Raw genomic sequence first — 16,874 nt, forward strand, 5'->3', positions numbered from 1 at the left:
TGCGTCGCCCGCCTGCCGATGTCGCGGCGAGCAGGCGGCGCGCTCGCGCCGCTACGGGGCATCATCGAAGCAATATCAGCTGGGCCGCAGTTGTTGCCGACATGGGGACAAGCCTAAATGAAGAGGCCCGAATCACCCGAACCGGTGACGATGATCGAGGCGATCATCCCCGTCGCCAGCCTGATTGCGCTGGTGGGCCTGTCGTACTATCTGTTTGGCGATGCCGGTGCCGGCGGTCCGAACCAGGTGGGCCTCGTCGCCGCGACAATGATCGCGGTGTTTATCGGCTGGCGTCGCGGGCATTCGCTGGCCGCTCTCGGCGAGGCCGCGGCCGCGAGTGTCGGCACGGGTATCGGCGCGATCTTCATCCTGTTTGCGGTCGGCGCGCTGATCGGCACGTGGGCGCTTAGCGGGACGCTCGTAGCGATGGTCTATTACGGCCTCCAGCTGCTCAGTCCCAACTACTTCTACGTCACCGCGGCCGCTATCTGCGGGTTCGTTTCGGTGAGTATCGGCAGCTCGTGGACAGTGGCCGGCACCATCGGCATTGGCCTCATGGGCATTGCTCACGGCATGGGGCTGAATCCGGCGATTGCGGCCGGCGCGATCATTTCGGGCGCATATTTCGGCGACAAATCTTCGCCGCTCTCCGACTCCGCCAATCTCGCTGCTGCTGCGGCCGGCGTGGATCTGTACCGGCACATTCGCGAGATGTTTCTGACGTCGGCCGTGTCGATGGCCATTTCACTGTGCGTGTTCTATCTGTTGGGGCAGCCCGGCGATTTCGATGCGGGCGCCGAAATAGAAGCCATGCGTGGCGCCTACCACATCTCGTTGTGGTCGTTCGTGCCGCTTCTTCTCGTGATTCTGCTGGCGGTCTTCAGAATACCGCCATTCACGGCAATCTTTCTCGGTGCGCTGGCGGGCGGTGTGCTCGCCGTGTGCGTGGCCCCCGAACGTGTGATCGCGTTTGCGTCGGCGAAAGAGGGCGTGCCGGACTGGCTTGCACTTTTCAAGGGCGTATGGCTCGCGTTGGCGAGCGGCTACAAGGCGTCGACGGGCAACGCCCAACTCGACATACTCGTGACACGGGGCGGCATGGACAGCATGCTGAACACAATCTGGCTGATCATCACGGCATTGGCGTTCGGCGGCGTAGTCGAAAAGTGCGGCGTGCTCGAACGGCTGATTGCCCCGGTCATCGAAAAGGCGAAATCGGCCGGTGCGCTGGTCGCTTCACTCGTGACGGCGATCGTCGCCACCAACGTGGTTACCGCCGACCAGTACATCGCGGTGGTGCTTCCCGCGCGCATGTTCAAGACCGCGTTTGCGCGGCGCGGGTTCGAACCGGTGGTGCTGTCGCGCGCAGTCGGTGATGCGGCCACCCCGACCGGCGCGCTGATTCCATGGAATAGCTGCGGCGCCTATATGGCGGCAACGTTGGGTGTGTCCACGCTGAGTTACGCGCCTTTTGCCGTGTTCTGCTTCTCGAGTCCGCTGTTGACCATAGCGATTGCGTATGCGGGCATCCGGATGTGGCGTCTTCCCGCCGCTCAGGTTGAAACTGCAACTGGAGCCGCTGCGCCACCGGGCGATAAATGAGGGCCGCTGGCGAACGATTTAAATGGGTCGAAATTTTGCCGGTCATTTTGAAGGCGCCGGCTATTGCCGACTTGACCTCGCGGGCTATTGGCTATCAACGGGCATCCCGGCTTGAAGTCAAACGTCCTTTTACTATACTCAGATCGACTACGAGTAAAACCCGAATTAACTTTCCTGTCCTGAGTATCTCGGGTTAATTGCATTCGGAATATCTATTGCCGAATGCAATGAACATCGAGTCGTTCGATGCGCTACGGTATCGGTCTCCGATACTCTTCGAACCTTGCATTGCATAACCTGGCAATCTTTCCATGGCGTGAATGCGGGTGTCGCGACGATGCACGATGACCTTCACATGCCTCGAGCAGTCTGTGGAGATGAATGGGCATGGTGACGTCGAAAAGGCATTGAACGCTTTGACACCCTAACCTTTCTTCCACAGCAGGGAGGTTTGATCATGAACAAGCGGATCATTGTGCAACTCGTCGCCCTTTCTTTCTCCGGCATCTCGCTCGTTGCGATCGCGGCCGGTCCGTCGCCGGGAGGGGACGCGCCGATGGTCAATCCGTCAATGGGCCGTCAGCAGGTCATGCCGACGATTCCCCATCGGGACTGGAAGAAGGGGCAACGCATTCCCACCGAGTATCGTACGTACAACTTCATCATGGACGACTGGCGTGGTCATGGGCTCAATGCGCCGCCGCGTGGGCAGAAGTGGCTAGGCGTCAACGGAGACTACGTGCTGGTCTCGACCAGTAACTGGACTATTTCCAACATCGTCTCCGGGACGCCCTGACGCGGCGTACTGGAAGCGGATGCAGCCCATGTGCCGCATCCGCACGCGTGCTGCCCGGTCGTCTGCACGGAGGTCGGTAGTGTGGGCGATGCTGCTGGGATTCAGCGGCCCGGCGAACTTCCGGCGCGCGCTGAAGCGCTGGACAGGCAAAGGGCCGGGGGGCGTTGCGTCGCTAGACGGCTAGGTCGATTGCGCAAGTTTCCTGTTCAATCGGCGCATTCCATCGAAGACCGCATCGGCCACGTCCATCGGGAAGTCCGTGGGCAAGCGCGACGACACTTCGTCGATCACCGCGTCGGTGCGTACCGTCAGTTCGCCAATCATGCCCTCTACGGTCGCCGCGGAAAAGCCGACGCGTTGCCCTTCGGCAACCCAATGCCGCCGCTGGATCTGATTGAGCAGATAGTGAACGTTCTTGCCATGCACGGCCATCGCCAGCTTGACCTTCTGCGCGGGCAATCGGCCGGTGCCCGCACCGATGATCGGATGAGCCGACAGCACGTCGTAGAGTGGCGTGGATTCGTACTGGTTGCCCGGCAGGTGCGCGATGCTGAAGTTCTTTGCATGACCGTCGGTCGCGGCAAGTAGCCAGAAGACCATCTGCGTGATGAAGAAGTTGCGCCGGTCGAGCGCCGCGCGCGCGGAGCCGGAGAGCACTTCCATGATGGCCTCGATCCCTGGGCCGCCATCGGATTCGTACTTGTGGAGCGCCGAGGTGCCGGTCGCCTGGCACATGTCCTCTTGCGGGAGCCGCACGATCCATGTTGCGTCGCTGGACGGACGGCGGTCGAATCGCTCGACGATCAGCACTTTCTGATCCTCGAATCCGGCGATCTCGCAACGGGCGACGGGCAGTCCATAAGCCGCGACGATTTGCGAGCAGAGCCACTCGTTTTCGACGGAGGTGCGCATGTCCGCTCGCATGTTGCCGACCAGTCCCAGTGGCAACTTGAAGATATGCGTGGTCGGGGTGCTGCCTTCGGGCAGCAACCAGCGGTCACGATGCCGGAGCAGGGCGGTCTTTTCCTGCGCGCCCGCGATCGATAGACGCAAATCGTCCAGGGGATCGTGTTGTCCCAGCGGTGAGGTCGAGGTCGTGCCGCGCAGCAGCTGGGCGATCTCGCCGTTGCTGAGTTCGCGGCCGTGGATGCTCGTGAGGTCGGTGGGGGATTCGTCCGGCGGCAGCATCTGCAGCGCGCCGACGCAGTCGCGGCCGAGCGTGGCGAGCAGTGCGAAAGGCGCGGTGCTGCCGGTCCGATAGCGTGTGGCGATCCGGCGGCGGATCGGTTCACTGTCGGGCAGCAGGTTGTCAAAATAGTCTGCGACGACCTGGCCGCGATACGGCTGGTTGCCCGGCGTGAAAGGCAGCGATAGCGACAGCGGGCGTCCTTGCGGATCGTCGAGCCAGTCGTCGCGGTATGCCAGACGTTCGCCGTTACGCGCCGTTTCCCAATGTCCGACCTGCAGGCCGTTCATCCAGAGGTTTAGCCGGCTGGGTTGCGTGCTTCGCGCCATGCTTACCAGTCCTCCCGTTTCTTGCTGACGCGCCTCGCGTTCGCGGCAGCGCGTCGGGCCTCCGACGCGGTATTGCCGCCGACTTCCCGCGTGTTTGTTCTCGCGCCAGGTTTCGCCGGGCTTTTGATGCGCGCTGGCGTTGCGGCGGAAGTTGTCTGCTGACGTGTCGATGGCGTTTTGCGTTTTACGTCGCCCGTTGCTGCGGCCGATGCTTTCTTTGCGGGGCGTGCGGACGTGGTGCGAGCTGTTACAGGCGTGGCGGCGGGGACAGACGCTGTATTTTCCGCGGCGGCGCTTTCGGCTGACTCACCCCCGGATTGGGTGAGCTTCAGATCGACCTGGAGCACTCGCAGGACCTTGAAGAGCCGCTCCACGCTGACCGCGGCTGGATTGGCCTCCAGTTGCGCGTAGGTCTGCTGCGTCACGCCGAGATGACTCGCCATCGCGGCTTGGGTGAGACCGGCGGTTTTTCTGAAGCCCTGCAGAATTGGCCTCAACTGGCTCAGTGTTTTGATGGAGTAGTCCACGGTGATTCTCCGGCAGGTGCATTGGCACCATGACAGGTTAAAACCTGTAAATTGACGATACAGTCTATACGCTGTATTTCGAAAATACAAGCTAAAGACTGTTAATAGTGGACGCCCGGCAAGACGGGCCCGGAGTCGATGCCATATGCGCCAAACGATCCGCATTTTTGACGCAACTAACGGTCAAGCCGGTTTTCCGACCGCGAAGCTGCGCGGCTGCGGCAATACCGCTATCCGGGGAACCGGCCGCGATCAACGATGGCACCGGACGGTAAAGTCACATCTCCCAATTCCGCATCTTCTTTCGGAATTTTCAATGTTTATTAGATAAGCTGGGAATTATTCTGACGTGGGCTGAGCGCACGGGCGACGGACTGGGAGTGAATGAACAAAAGGCTGAGTTCGTTGCATCAGACGGTCAACGAGAAATCGCCTTTTGCGGGTTTGACAACCTTCAAGGCCGTTGAGAACTTTGCTCAAGGCGCTGCTGCCACCTATCCAGCGAGCCAATATAGAGAATTTCTCGAAGCAGAAATTGCCCAATGGCGCTTCAAATTGAAAATCGAGGTACATGGCGCACCATTCGATCATGTTCGTCATGCTGCATTCGCGAGGAACAGTTATGTCCGCTGCCCGGTGAATCACGTGCCCCAAACTGAGCGTCCATTCAACGTGTATTGAACAAAGACTCAATTGAGATAGAAGTGCGACAACACGGGGAAACTGCGGTCCATTTTTATGATTGGAATTTTAAAAAGATAACTTTTTTATTTAAATAACAAAAATGCGTGAAATTGCTGTGGTCGGAATGGCGTGCCGCCTTCCGGGCGGGCTGGACGATCTTGATTCGTTGCTGGCCGCCCTTCGTGAACGTGTCGTCACCGCCGGTCCCATACCGGCGGATCGCTGGGACGCTGCCCGCTACTATTGCGCCGATGAGAGCGTGAAGGGCAAGGCGTATGTCGACAAGGCCAACTTCCTGAAGCAGGACGTTCGTTCGATCGACGCAGCGTTTTTCGATCTGCCCGCGCGCATCGCCGAAAACCTCGATCCGCAGCAGCGGCTGCTGCTCGAACTGATCTGGGAAGCCTTCGAAAACGCCGGCCTCGATCTGCCTGCCCATGCCGGTCACAAGGTCGGCGTGTATGTCGGCGGCTTCATGCTCGATCACATGATCACGCTGATGCAGGTCGAGAATCGCACGCGGCACAACGCTAGCACGGCAGCCGGCATGATGATGACGATGTTGGCGAACCGCCTGTCGCATGCCTTCGATCTGCGTGGGCCGAGCCTGTCGATCGACACGGCCTGCTCGTCGTCGCTGGTCGCATTCAGCTATGCGTGCCGCGACATCTGGTCGGGCGACTGCGACGTCGCCGTGGTCGGCGGCGCGAACATCATGACGCGGCCCGAATACTCGATCGGTATGAGCAAGGGGCAATTCCTGTCGCGCGACGGGCAATGCAAATCTTTCGACGCCCGCGCCGATGGCTATGGTCGAGGCGAGGGTGGCGGCATCGTGCTGCTGAAGACGCTGGAAAAAGCGCTTGCCGACGGCGACACGATTCTCGCGACGGTCGCGGGCGCAGGCGTCAATTCGGACGGCCGCACGCCCGGCATCTCGATGCCCAGTGCCGATGCACAAAGCCTGCTGATCCGCGAGGTATGCGAACGCTTCGACATCGATCCGGCGCAGGTGCGCTACGTCGAATGTCACGGCACGGGCACTGCCGTGGGCGATCCGCTCGAAGCGGCGTCGATCGGCTCCGTGTACGGGATGGGCCGCGTAGGCGACGAGCGCGTCGTGCTGGGCTCGATCAAGAGCAACATCGGGCATCTGGAAGCAGGCGCCGGCATTGTCGGCGTGATCAAGGCGGTGCTCACGCTGATGCATCGCGAGGCGTTCCCGCTCGGCAATCTGCAAACGCCGCATTCGGGCATTGCGTTCGAAGACCTGGGGGTGCGTCTGGCCGACAGGGTGATCCCGCTTGCCGCTTCGCACGAGCCGTTCCTTGTCGCAATCAATTCGTTCGGCTACGGCGGCACCAACGCGCACGTGGTGCTGCGCTCCGCGCCGCAAGCTGCGCCCGCTGGCGCGAGCGCAGCAGTGGCGGCCGCGCGTCCTGAAGGCTTTCCGCTGTACTTGCCGTTGTCCACGCGCAGCGCACCGGCGCTTAAGGCACTCGCGCGACAATATCTCCACCGGCTGTCTAAGGCCGACGCGCCGCTCGAGGACCTGCTGCATTCCGCCGCGCTGCGTCGCGCTTCGCTGAGTCATCGCGCGGTCGTGCTGGGCGCCGGGAAGGGCGAATTGCGCGACGCGCTCGCTGCGTTGCTGCAAGGCGAGAGATCTGACCATGTGGTCACCGGCCAGCAGCCGGTCTCAGGCCGCCCGCTGCCGGTTTGGGTGTTCACCGGTATGGGCCCGCAATGGTGGGCGATGGGCCAGCAGCTGTATTGCGACGAGCCGGTGTATCGCGCAGCCGTCGACCACGCCGATGGTCTTTTTCAGAAAATCGCCGGCTTCTCCATTCTCGCGGAAATGCTGAAAAGCGAAGCGCAATCGCAAATCACGCGGACCATTTACGCGCAGTCGGCGAACTTCATGATCCAGTGGGGCATCGCCACCGTGCTGCGCGCTGCGGGCGTCACGCCGGGCGCGGTCGTCGGCCACAGCGTCGGCGAAGTCACGGCTGCTTGCGTGAGCGGCGCACTGAGCCTCGAAGACGCCCTGCGCGTGAGCTACGAGCGCAGCCGCCTGCAGGCGCGCACGGCGGGCTGCGGCAGCATGCTCGCGGTGGGCATGGACCATGAGGGTGTCGTGGCGTTGCTGAAGCCGTTCGAAGGGCGCGTCGAAATCGCGGCGATCAACGGCCCTGGCACGCTCACGTTGTCGGGCGAGACGACGGCGATCGAAGCGCTCGCCGCCGAGCTTGCCACGCGCGAGGTATTCCATCGCGTGCTGAATGTCGAGGTGCCCTACCACAGCCACTTGATGGACCCCATCCTCGACGAACTCGCGTCGTCGTTGCGCGCGATCGTCGCCTGCGAGCCGGCGGTTCCGCTGTATTCGACGGTCACCGGCGGCCGTGTGGAAGGCCCGTCGTTCGGCGCAACCTACTGGCCGCAAAACGTGCGCCGGCCGGTTGCATTTGCCGGCGCGGTCCAGTCTCTGCTCGACGATGGCTTCACCACCTTTGTCGAAATCGGACCGCACCCGGTGCTGTCGGGCGCGCTGCGTGATTGTGCAAAAGCCTGCGCCAAAGAGATCCGTCTTGTAGAGACACTGCGCCGCAACGAAGCGGAGCGCGTGCGTCTGCATCGCGCCGTGGCGCACGTATTCGCGAGTGGCTGCGAGATCGACTGGACGCCGCTCAATGGGGGGGGCCAAGCCGTCGCCCTGCCCACCTATCCGTGGCAACGCGAACGCGCGTGGGTCGAAACCGAGCGCGCGGTCCATCAGCGCGTCGGCACGACGGAGCGCCCGTTGCTCGGGTGCGAGCAATACCCCGCGCCCCACGTGTGGGTCAACGATCTCGAGCATCAGGGCCTCGCTTATCTGAAAGACCACATCGTCACGGGTACGTCGATCATGCCGGCCGCGGGTTATATCGAGACGTTGCTCGAAATCGCCGCGTTGCTGCATCCAGACGCGCCGGGTTGGCGCGTCAACGATGTGGAAATCCGCGCGCCGCTGGTCATCTCCGGCGACCGCGCGATCGACTACGTATCCAGCTACGAGCGCAACACGCGCCGCGTCGCGATTCGCAGCATTGAAAGCGGCAAGATCGGCGATGGGCAATTGCATCTCACTGCCAGCGTCGGAGCATTGCAGTCGGCGGAAGTCCGTGATGTCGATCTGGCATCGCTGAAGGCGTCGCTATGCGTCGAACAGGACCCGGCGGTGTTCTACCGCGAGCTGTCACGCATCGGTTTGCAATATGGACCGCACTTCCAGTCGGTACGGTCACTGCATATCGCCCCGCAAGGTGGGCGCGTGCTCGCGCTGATCGAGCGAGGCCCCGGTCTGCCCAGCACCGGCTATTGCGCGCAGCCAGCGATGCTTGACGCGTGCTTCCAGGTGCTCGTCAGCATGCTCGACGACAACGAATCGACTTTCCTGCCAACTGGCTTCAAGGAATTGCGCCTGCTCGCGCCAGCATTGCCGGATCGTTACTGGTGTGATGCGGTGCAGGTCAACGCCACGCCGCACCACGTCGACGCCGACCTGACGATCGTCGACGACACAGGCCGCGTGTTGGCGGTGATTCGCGGGCTGCGCGTGAGCGCGTCGTCGGCGAAGGTGGAACGTACCGACGCCCACGGCGACCCGGTGAAGCTGCAGATGCCGCGCTATGAATGGACCGATGCCGCACGCCTGACCGAGCCAAGGCGTCTCGGTCACTGGCTGATCGTGGAAGCGCGTGATACGGCGGCGCTGGCCGAGCGGCTGGCGGGCGGTCTGGAAGCGTTCGGCGCGCGAATCTGCGCGCGGCTCAGCGCGGGTTCATCGTTCGACGCCGAGGGCGTGCGGATGACCGCGCGCTCCGAGTCGGCCGACGACATCGCCCGCGCACTGGAAGCCGCCGGCGCGCTGCATGGCGTGGTGTTCATCCACGGCGCGAATGCGAAGCTCGACGGTGCTGATCCAACCGGCACGCAGGCGCTGCTTTTCATGCACGCGATCACGCGGCAGCTGGCAGGCCTGCCGGCGGCGCAACGGCCGCGCGCCTACGTGCTCACGCGTGATGCGTTCAGCGTCACCGAGCATGATGCGCCGGTGCAACCCGCGCAGCGCGCGTTGAATGGTTTCGCTCGCGTCGCCTTCAACGAACTCGAAGGCATGCGCTTCAGCACTGTCGACATTCCGGCGTCCACCACCGATGACGATCTCGATGCGGCGATCCTCGAACTGCTGTGCGACGCACCGGAAGACGAAGTTGCGATCCGCCGCGGTCGCCGCTATTTCAGCCGACTCGCGGTGAGTCCGGTGCTCGCGCAGCCGCGCATCGAGCCCATGGCGCTGAGCGCCGAGCGCGCCGTCCAGGTTCGTCATGTCGGCGAGCATGAAGAAAGCGCAGGCAGCGTCAAGCTGATCGAGATCGCTCGCCTGCCGCTGCGCGACGACGAAATCGAACTGAAGGTCGATTGCATCGCGTTGACGATGCGCGCGTTGCGCGACCCGAACGGCGACTCGCTCGATCTGGATTTCGTGGAAGTCGTGGCAACGGTCCAGCGCATCGGCGCGGAGGTGGCCGACCTGCACGCCGGGCAACGGGTCTACGGTCTCGCGCCTGCCGAGTTCGCCAGTCACATTCGTGGCCCGCGCTCGGCCTTCCATCTGGTCGGCGTGGCCGACGACGTCGCCGCGGCGTCGTTGTTGCTGGCAACGGTGCGTGAGGCGGTGTCCGAACGCGTGGTCGAACAGGCCGATCTGGACGAGCACGCTCGCGTGCTCGTCGAAGCGGACGAACTGGGCATGTCGGTGCACGCTGCGCTGCGCCGGCGCGGCATCCATACGACGCTGCTCGCGCGCCCGGACGCCGCGAGCCCGCGGCAGGTGGCCGGCTGCACGCCGATCGCAGCCACGCATGCCGCGCTCGAAGCGGCGGTCGTCGGCAGCACGAACGGCAGGGGCTTCGACGCGATTGTCGGTCCACTCGCCGCGTGGGCCGATACCTTCGGCTGGCGCGCACTGGCCCCCGGCGGCGTGCTGATCGACACCGCACGGCGTGCAAACGCATTCACGGTGCCCAATTCGGCATCGTCGATCGTACGTGCCGATCTGTCCGTGCTGACGCAGCGTGCCGGGCGTTTTGCCTCAGCGCTGCACGAGGCGGTCGAGCGCGCGCGTAGTGGCGAATTCGCACGGGCCGACAGCCTGTCGGTGTCGATCGTCGATCTCGCTACGAGAAAGTTCGCGCTGCCCGACGCCGACATTCCACTGATCGTCAGTTTCGACGATGCGTTCACCGCGTTGCAGGTGCACGTGCTCGAAGCGATGACTTTCAGGCCCGATGCGACTTACCTGGTCACGGGCGGTCTCGGCGGCTTCGGTCAGAAGACCGCGCGCTGGATGGTGGAGCGTGGCGCGCGCCACCTTGTGCTGGTCGGGCGCAGTGGCGCGAACACGCTCGAGCGGAGCGCCTTCCTCGACGAACTGCGCGAGCGCGGTGCGAACGTCGTCTGCATGAAGTGCGATCTCGCGCACGAAGGTCAGGTTCGCGACCTGTTCGCCACGATCGCGTCCGAGGCGCCTGCGCTGCGCGGCGTGTTCCATGCGGCGGCGGTGATCATCGACCAGCCGATCGGAGAGCTGGACCAGCAGGACCTTGTTGCGGTGATGAACGCGAAGGCCGAGAGCGCGCGGCTGCTGCACGAGCTGACCCGCGAGATGACGCTCGACCATTTCGTTCTCTATTCGTCGATCGCCAACCTTGTCGGCAATAGCCGGCAGGCCAGCTATGTCAGCGCGAACGGTTTTCTCGATGGCCTCGCATGGCACCGCCGCGCGCTCGGGCTGCCCGCGACCAGCATCAACTGGGGGGCGATTGCCGACGTTGGCGTAGTCACACGCGACGAAAAGCTTGAGCAGTTCATGCGCTACATGGGGCTGCGCGGCATGGAGTCGGCCGAGGCTTTGCACTGGCTCGAAAGGGCGATGTTGCGTGAGCTCACGCAGCTCGGCGTCACGCTAATCACGAACTGGAGCGAGTGGGGACGCTACGAAACGCTCGGCGCGCAGTCGCCCCGCTACGCCGAGCTGATTGCCGCCGATGCGAGCCCGGATGTCGATCCCGCCGCCGTGTTGCGCGCCGAACTGGTGGAGTTGCCGGCTGCCGACCGCTTCACGGTACTGGCGAGTCTCATCGCGTCGCTGATCGCCGACGAGCTGGAAACCGCTTCCGAGGCGATTCCGGTCGACCGTCCCATCCTCGATCTCGGCGTCGATTCGCTGATGGCCACCGAAATCCAGTTGTTGCTCAGCCGTGATCTCGGCATCAGCGTGTCGGTGCTCGAGATTCTGGACGACCTTACGATTCGCGCGATCGTCGACAAGGCGCTCAACGCTTTCGGCTGGGGCGACGCGAGCGACGCCGTCGCGCCGGCAGCCCAGGCCGCATGACGTTGCAGCGATCTGGGCTTGACCGGGCAATATCAAAGAGAGTTGAAGATGAGTTCTGACATTCACGTCGAGCGCCTGCGCGCCAGATTGCTCGGCAAACAGGGGGGCGCGCTGGCGGACCGTGAGGCGCAGGCCGCGCGCGCGGTGGCCCCGAAGGTCGCAACCGGTCCGGAGCACTACGACTTCGCGCAGTTCCCGGAGTTGCGCGAGTACGCGAACACGCGCTGGTACTACGGCAAGCAGGGCTACGAGTGGAACATGTTCCGCGAGCACGCCGGCGTCGTCAGTGCCGAGGTCGACGTGGCCGGTCGGCGCATGATCAATTTTTCGTCGTACAACTATCTGGACCTGTCAGGGGACCCGCGCGTGCAGGCGGCCGCGAAACAGGCAATCGACGACTACGGAACTTCGACTGGCTCCGGCCGCATCATCATGGGCGAGATTCCTCTGTTCGCCGAATTCGAGAGGGAGCTGGCCGACGTGCTCGGCGTCGAAGACGCGGTGCTTGGCGTCAGCGGCTATGGCACGAACGTCGCGACGATCGGCTACCTCGCGCGCAAGCAGGACCTGGTGCTATACGACGAACTGGTCCATAACAGCATGCTGGTCGGTGCGAAATTGAGCGGCGCGCGCCGCTTCGCGTTTGCGCACAATGATTGCGACGCGCTCGAGCGGCTGCTGGTCGAGCATCGCAGCAACTTCGAGCGGGTGCTGATCCTGACCGAAGGCGTGTTCAGCATGGATGGTGATATCCCCGATATCCCGCGGCTGATCGAAATCAAGAAGCGCCACCATGCGCTGCTGATGGTCGACGAAGCGCATTCGATGGGCGTGATCGGTGCGCGCGGGTTCGGCGTCGTCGATCACTTCGGGCTGAACGGCGCGGACATCGACATCCACTACGCGTCGATGAGCAAGGCCTTCGCGACGATCGGCGGCTATGTCGCCGGGCGCCGCGAGCTGATCACGATGCTCAAGTATTACGCACCGGGCCTCGGGCTCTACATTGCGTCGCCGATGCCGGCCAACGCCGCGGCCGGGCTTGCCGCGCTGCGCATCATGCGCGACGAACCGCAGCGCGCGCGGCGCGTGGTGGAAAACGCCGGCTATTTCCGCGCGCAGGCGCGGCTGGCGGGGTTGAACGTCGGGCGTAGCGAAGGCTCGGCTGTGATCCCGGTGATGCTGCCCGACGCCGAAATGGCGCTCTGGATGGCCGCGCGCATGTTCGACCACAACATCTTCACGTTCCCGATGATCTTTCCGGTCGTGCCGCGCAACGCCGCGCGCCTGCGCTTCTTCATCAACACCGCTCACACGCGCGAACAGATCGACCGCACGGTTCGCCTGCTGGTCGAGCTGAAGGCCGTCGCGCCGATCAGCAAGGGGCTCTTTTGAAACAGATTCGTTTCGACAGGTTCGGCGTGCCATCGCAGGTGGCGCGCTGCTGTGAAATCGCATCTCCCGGCACGCCGTCGGCGTGGGAGGTACTGGTTGACGTCGAGGCTTGCGCAGTGAATTCCGCCGACCTCGCGCGGCTCGCTGGCCGCTACGGCGAATTGCCGCGCTTGCCCGCCAGCGTTGGCCTGGAAGCCGTGGGCCGGGTCGTCGGTTGCGGTGCATCGGTGCACGAGTTCGCAATAGGCGACCGGGTTATTCTGGTCGGCAACGACAACTGGTGTCAGCAGAGGCGACTCGCCGCGTCGCAAGTGTTCAAGGTCGCGGCGGATCTCGATCCGCTGCAACTCGCCGCGCTCAAAGTGAACGCGTGCACGGCACTCGAACTGGTGCGTCGTCACGCGCCATTGGAGCGCGGCGCGTGGATCGTGCAGACAGCACCGCTGTCGGGTGTCGGGCGCGCGGTAATGCAGATTGCGCGTCACGATGGCTTGCGCACGATGAACGTCGTGCGGCGCGCCGATGCGATCGCGCAGGTTCGCGCGGCTGGTGGCGATGCCGCCATCGTGGACGGTCCCGAACTGGCGCAGGCCGCCAAGGCCGTGACAGGCGGTGCGCCGATGGTGCTCGCGCTCGACGCGGTCGGCGGCAATGGTGTCGCGCGGCTCGCGCCGCTGCTCCAACGCGGCGGCACGATCGTGAACTACGGGATGTTGTCCGGCGAACCGATTCAGCTCGATAGCGATGCGCTGATCTTCAGGGACATCGTCCTCAAGGGCTTCTGGCTGACGCAGCGTCTGTCGCGCATGACGCTCGCGCAGCGCGACGCATTGATGGCGGAAGCTGTCCTGCTGCTGCGCGCGGGCGTGCTGCATGCGGAAGTGGCCGCCACCTATCCGCTCGAAGCCGTTGGCAAAGCGCTGCGTCATGTAGTCGAGCCTGGGCGCCGCGGCAAAGTCTATTTGCTGCCGAATGGGCCTGTCGGGTCGCTTGTCCCAGATGGCTCTGTCGATTCGATCGGCAGCGCGGCCGCAAGCCCGCGCGCGGTGGCGCCCCGCACCGCTTGCGGTTCGACTTTGCAAAAACATTCGGGACAATCGTGAAGCTCGAACCGCATGAAGCCGGGCTGCCCGGCGCGGACATCGCGTCGACCGCGAGCTGTGCGGCGTCAGTCGTCCGTCTGAGCGGCGTCGGCAAGACGTATGGCCAGGTCCACGCGCTTGCCGATATCCATCTGGACGTTCAGGCCGGCGAGATGCTGGCGATCGTCGGCCCGTCCGGCAGCGGCAAGACCACCTTGCTCAATCTGATCGGCCTGCTCGATAAGCCGTCGACCGGAGCGATCGAAGTGCTGGGCGAGCCGACTGCCTGCCTGAGTGCAGCGGGGTACGCACGACGTCGTCAGTCGTCGATCGGCTTCGTGTTCCAGAGCTACAACCTGATCCCCGTGCTTGATGCGCTCGACAATGTGCTCTTGCCGCTGCGGCTTGGCGGACGCACGAGTGCCGCGCAGACCGCACGGGCGCGCGAACTGCTCGATGAGGTGGGACTCGACGGGCACCACCACAAGCGCCCGGACCGCATGAGTGGCGGACAACGGCAGCGCGTGGCGATCGCACGCGCGCTGATCGCAAATCCGTCGCTCGTGATCGCCGACGAGCCGACGGCCAGTCTCGACGGCGGTAACGTGCGCGCAGCGATGCAATTGTTCCAGCGCCTGAACCGCACACATGGCGTGACCTTTGTGTTCTCGACCCACGATGAGCGCGCGCTGGGCTATATGACCCGCTCGATACGCCTGTGCGACGGGCGCATGCGTGATGGAGACAAACGTTGATGCATTCGCTGGTTCTTGCACTGAAGAACGCTTTCCGCAACCGTCGGCGGAGCGTCGTCACGCTCGCGGCGATCGCGCTCGGTCTTGCCGCGATCAATCTGTTTAGCGGCTACATCGCGAATGTGTACGCGGGCCTCGAGCAGCAGGCCGTGATGGGCGAGCGGCTCGGGCATCTGACTATCTTCAAACGTGGCTTCCTGCTCGAAGGCAAGCTGCAGCCGAAGCGCTATCTATTCACGCCGGAAGAAGCCCGCAAACTGGAGGCGCTCGTCATGCGCGAACCCGGTGCGAGGTTGGTATCGCCGCGCCTGAGCCTGAACGGTCTGATTTCGAACGGTGAGGCGTCGACCGTGTTCATCGGCGAAGGCATCGTCGCCGAACATAACGACATGCTCGGCGCGGCCGACGAGGGCGACGCCGGCGGCCGGCTCGACCGGCACCGGCAAGAGGGCGTGGCGGTGTCGTCGGATCTCGCCAGGCTGCTCAATCTTCGCAAAGGCGAGACGTTCAGCCTGCTCGCATCGACCATCGACGGTCAGGCGAACGCGGTGGATGCGGAGGTCGTCGATATCTTCAACACGGGTAGCGCGGGCACCAATGACAAGTATGTGCTGACCAGTCTCGGACTCGCGCAGTCGCTCATGAATACCGACTCGGTGGAACGCTTCATCGTGCTGCTCGATGACGCGGCATCGACGCAGAGGGCGAAGCTGGACCTTCTCCATCGACTGCACGCCAAGGGTTTCGACATCGAGATCAGAACATGGCAGGAAATGTCGAGCTTCTATACGCAGGTAAAGGGGCTGTTCGACATGATCTTCTCGTTCATTGCGAGCATCGTGCTGGTCATCTCCGCCATGAGCGTGGCCAACACGATGTCGATGGCGGTGGTGGAGCGCACGCGCGAAATCGGCACGTTGCGCGCACTGGGGTTGACCAATGGGGGGGTGATTCGGCTATTTGCGTTCGAGGGACTCTGGATTGCGTTGCTGGGCTGCCTGCTCGGGCTCGTCGTCACGCTAGCCGCCGCGTGTGCGATTAACGCGTCCGGGATCGGTTATACCCCGCCCAATTCTTCCGATCGCGTGTTGCTGCAGATCGATCTCGACTGGCTGCGCATGGGCGCGATCGCCCTCGCGGTGAGTTTTTTCGCCGTGCTGTGCGCCGCTTATCCGGCCTATCGCGCAACCCGTATCGAAGTCGTCAACGCACTGAGCTTCGTGTGACGGCGCGGCCCACTTTATTGTTGATTAATGAGCCATCGCGACTATGCAGTGTTATAAAAAAACCATTCTTCTGCTTGCTTCATTGATTGTGGCGGGCGTGCCCTTTGCAGTCGGCGCATCGGCAGCGCAAGAGCTGGACGCCGGGCAGATCGTCGCGGCAAGTGACCGCGCGCGCGGCGGCGGCCTGAACGGCGTGCAATGGACCATCGATATCACGGGCCAGGATTCCGGCGGCCCGATCGACAGAAGGACTTACATGGTCCGCGCGAGCGGCGAAGACAGCCTCGCGCAGGCCACTTATCCTCCGCGTGAAGCGGGAAGCCGCCTGTTGCAGAACGGCCGCAGCATGTGGTTCGGCAAGGCGACGCTGACCAAGCCCGTGTCCATTTCGACGCGCCAGAAGATGGTCGGTCCCGCGTCGAACGGCGATATCGCCTCGACCAACTACGCGAAGGATTACGACGCAACCATGCTGCGTACCGAGCAGGTGAACGGCGAAGACGCCTACGTCCTCAACCTGCTCGCGAAGAACAAATTCGTTACCTATGACCGGATCGTCTATTACGTTTCCGTGGCGCATCTCGTGCCGTTGAAGGCCGAGTTTTATACCGTTTCGGGCAAGCTCTTCAAGACGGCCGTGTTCGAAATGAACAACCGGCTGGACATCGACGGCAAAGTACAGCCGTTCGTTAGCAAGATGAGCATTCAAGACACGATCGAAAAGTCGAACTTCTCGCTGCTGCAGTACAGCGAAGTGCGGACGAAGGAATTCGGTGCCGACACGTTCAATCTCGGTTCACTGAATCGCCCTTGATCGCAGGTTGTCGAAGTGATGAAGCTGAAACGCGCT

General features: G+C 63.4%; 11 protein-coding genes. 9 read left to right on the top strand and 2 right to left on the bottom strand.

The genetic code is table 11. The features are described 5' to 3' along the window. The first annotated feature begins 117 nt into the window (after positions 1-117). Together nhaC and CIC12_RS12500 are read left to right on the top strand one after the other, a co-directional pair. On the top strand, positions 118-1,602 hold the full coding sequence (gene nhaC / locus CIC12_RS12495) for a Na+/H+ antiporter NhaC (protein ID WP_168664418.1): 1,485 nt from the start codon (positions 118-120) through the stop codon (positions 1,600-1,602). A gap of 457 nt (positions 1,603-2,059) precedes the next feature. Continuing rightward, positions 2,060-2,398 carry an RcnB family protein gene (locus CIC12_RS12500; protein WP_168664419.1) on the top strand — a complete coding sequence of 113 codons (339 nt, stop codon included), beginning with the start codon at positions 2,060-2,062 and terminating at the stop codon, positions 2,396-2,398. Positions 2,399-2,578: 180 nt separating this feature from the next. Here CIC12_RS12500 and CIC12_RS12510 read toward each other — a convergent pair whose 3' ends face one another. Both CIC12_RS12510 and CIC12_RS12515 read right to left on the bottom strand, forming a co-directional pair. Continuing rightward, positions 2,579-3,913 carry a type II toxin-antitoxin system HipA family toxin gene (locus tag CIC12_RS12510; protein WP_168664420.1) on the bottom strand — a complete coding sequence of 445 codons (1,335 nt, stop codon included), beginning with the start codon at positions 3,911-3,913 and terminating at the stop codon, positions 2,579-2,581. Between the two features lie 2 nt (positions 3,914-3,915). Next, positions 3,916-4,440 carry a helix-turn-helix domain-containing protein gene (locus tag CIC12_RS12515; protein ID WP_168664421.1) on the bottom strand — a complete coding sequence of 175 codons (525 nt, stop codon included), beginning with the start codon at positions 4,438-4,440 and terminating at the stop codon, positions 3,916-3,918. 384 nt (positions 4,441-4,824) lie between these two features. Between CIC12_RS12515 and CIC12_RS12520 the strand changes: the two genes are divergently transcribed. From CIC12_RS12520 to CIC12_RS12550, 7 genes are all read left to right on the top strand, one after another. Then, positions 4,825-5,121 carry a hypothetical protein gene (locus tag CIC12_RS12520; protein ID WP_168664422.1) on the top strand — a complete coding sequence of 99 codons (297 nt, stop codon included), beginning with the start codon at positions 4,825-4,827 and terminating at the stop codon, positions 5,119-5,121. Positions 5,122-5,224: 103 nt separating this feature from the next. Continuing rightward, positions 5,225-11,566 carry a type I polyketide synthase gene (locus CIC12_RS12525; RefSeq protein ID WP_168664423.1) on the top strand — a complete coding sequence of 2,114 codons (6,342 nt, stop codon included), beginning with the start codon at positions 5,225-5,227 and terminating at the stop codon, positions 11,564-11,566. Between the two features lie 48 nt (positions 11,567-11,614). Next, positions 11,615-12,961, top strand: a complete 1,347-nt coding sequence (locus CIC12_RS12530) for an aminotransferase class I/II-fold pyridoxal phosphate-dependent enzyme (RefSeq protein WP_168664424.1) — start codon at positions 11,615-11,617, stop codon at positions 12,959-12,961. Then, positions 12,958-14,064 carry a zinc-dependent alcohol dehydrogenase family protein gene (locus CIC12_RS12535; RefSeq protein WP_168664425.1) on the top strand — a complete coding sequence of 369 codons (1,107 nt, stop codon included), beginning with the start codon at positions 12,958-12,960 and terminating at the stop codon, positions 14,062-14,064. The genes CIC12_RS12530 and CIC12_RS12535 overlap by 4 nt, the downstream gene beginning before the upstream one ends. Then, the gene (locus tag CIC12_RS12540; protein WP_342030536.1) at positions 14,061-14,798 is read left to right on the top strand and encodes an ABC transporter ATP-binding protein; all 738 of its coding nucleotides are present in this window, start codon (positions 14,061-14,063) and stop codon (positions 14,796-14,798) included. Before CIC12_RS12535 ends, CIC12_RS12540 begins: the two co-directional genes overlap by 4 nt. Beyond that, positions 14,798-16,024, top strand: a complete 1,227-nt coding sequence (locus CIC12_RS12545; protein WP_168664426.1) for an ABC transporter permease — start codon at positions 14,798-14,800, stop codon at positions 16,022-16,024. Before CIC12_RS12540 ends, CIC12_RS12545 begins: the two co-directional genes overlap by 1 nt. Positions 16,025-16,121: 97 nt before the next feature. Further along, a complete protein-coding gene (locus tag CIC12_RS12550; RefSeq protein WP_202984866.1) occupies positions 16,122-16,838 on the top strand; it encodes an outer membrane lipoprotein-sorting protein in 717 nt (238 codons plus the stop codon). The last annotated feature ends 36 nt before the right edge of the window (positions 16,839-16,874 follow it).

The sequence above is a fragment of the Paraburkholderia sp. SG-MS1 genome (assembly GCF_012275575.1).
Lineage (GTDB): Bacteria > Pseudomonadota > Gammaproteobacteria > Burkholderiales > Burkholderiaceae > Paraburkholderia.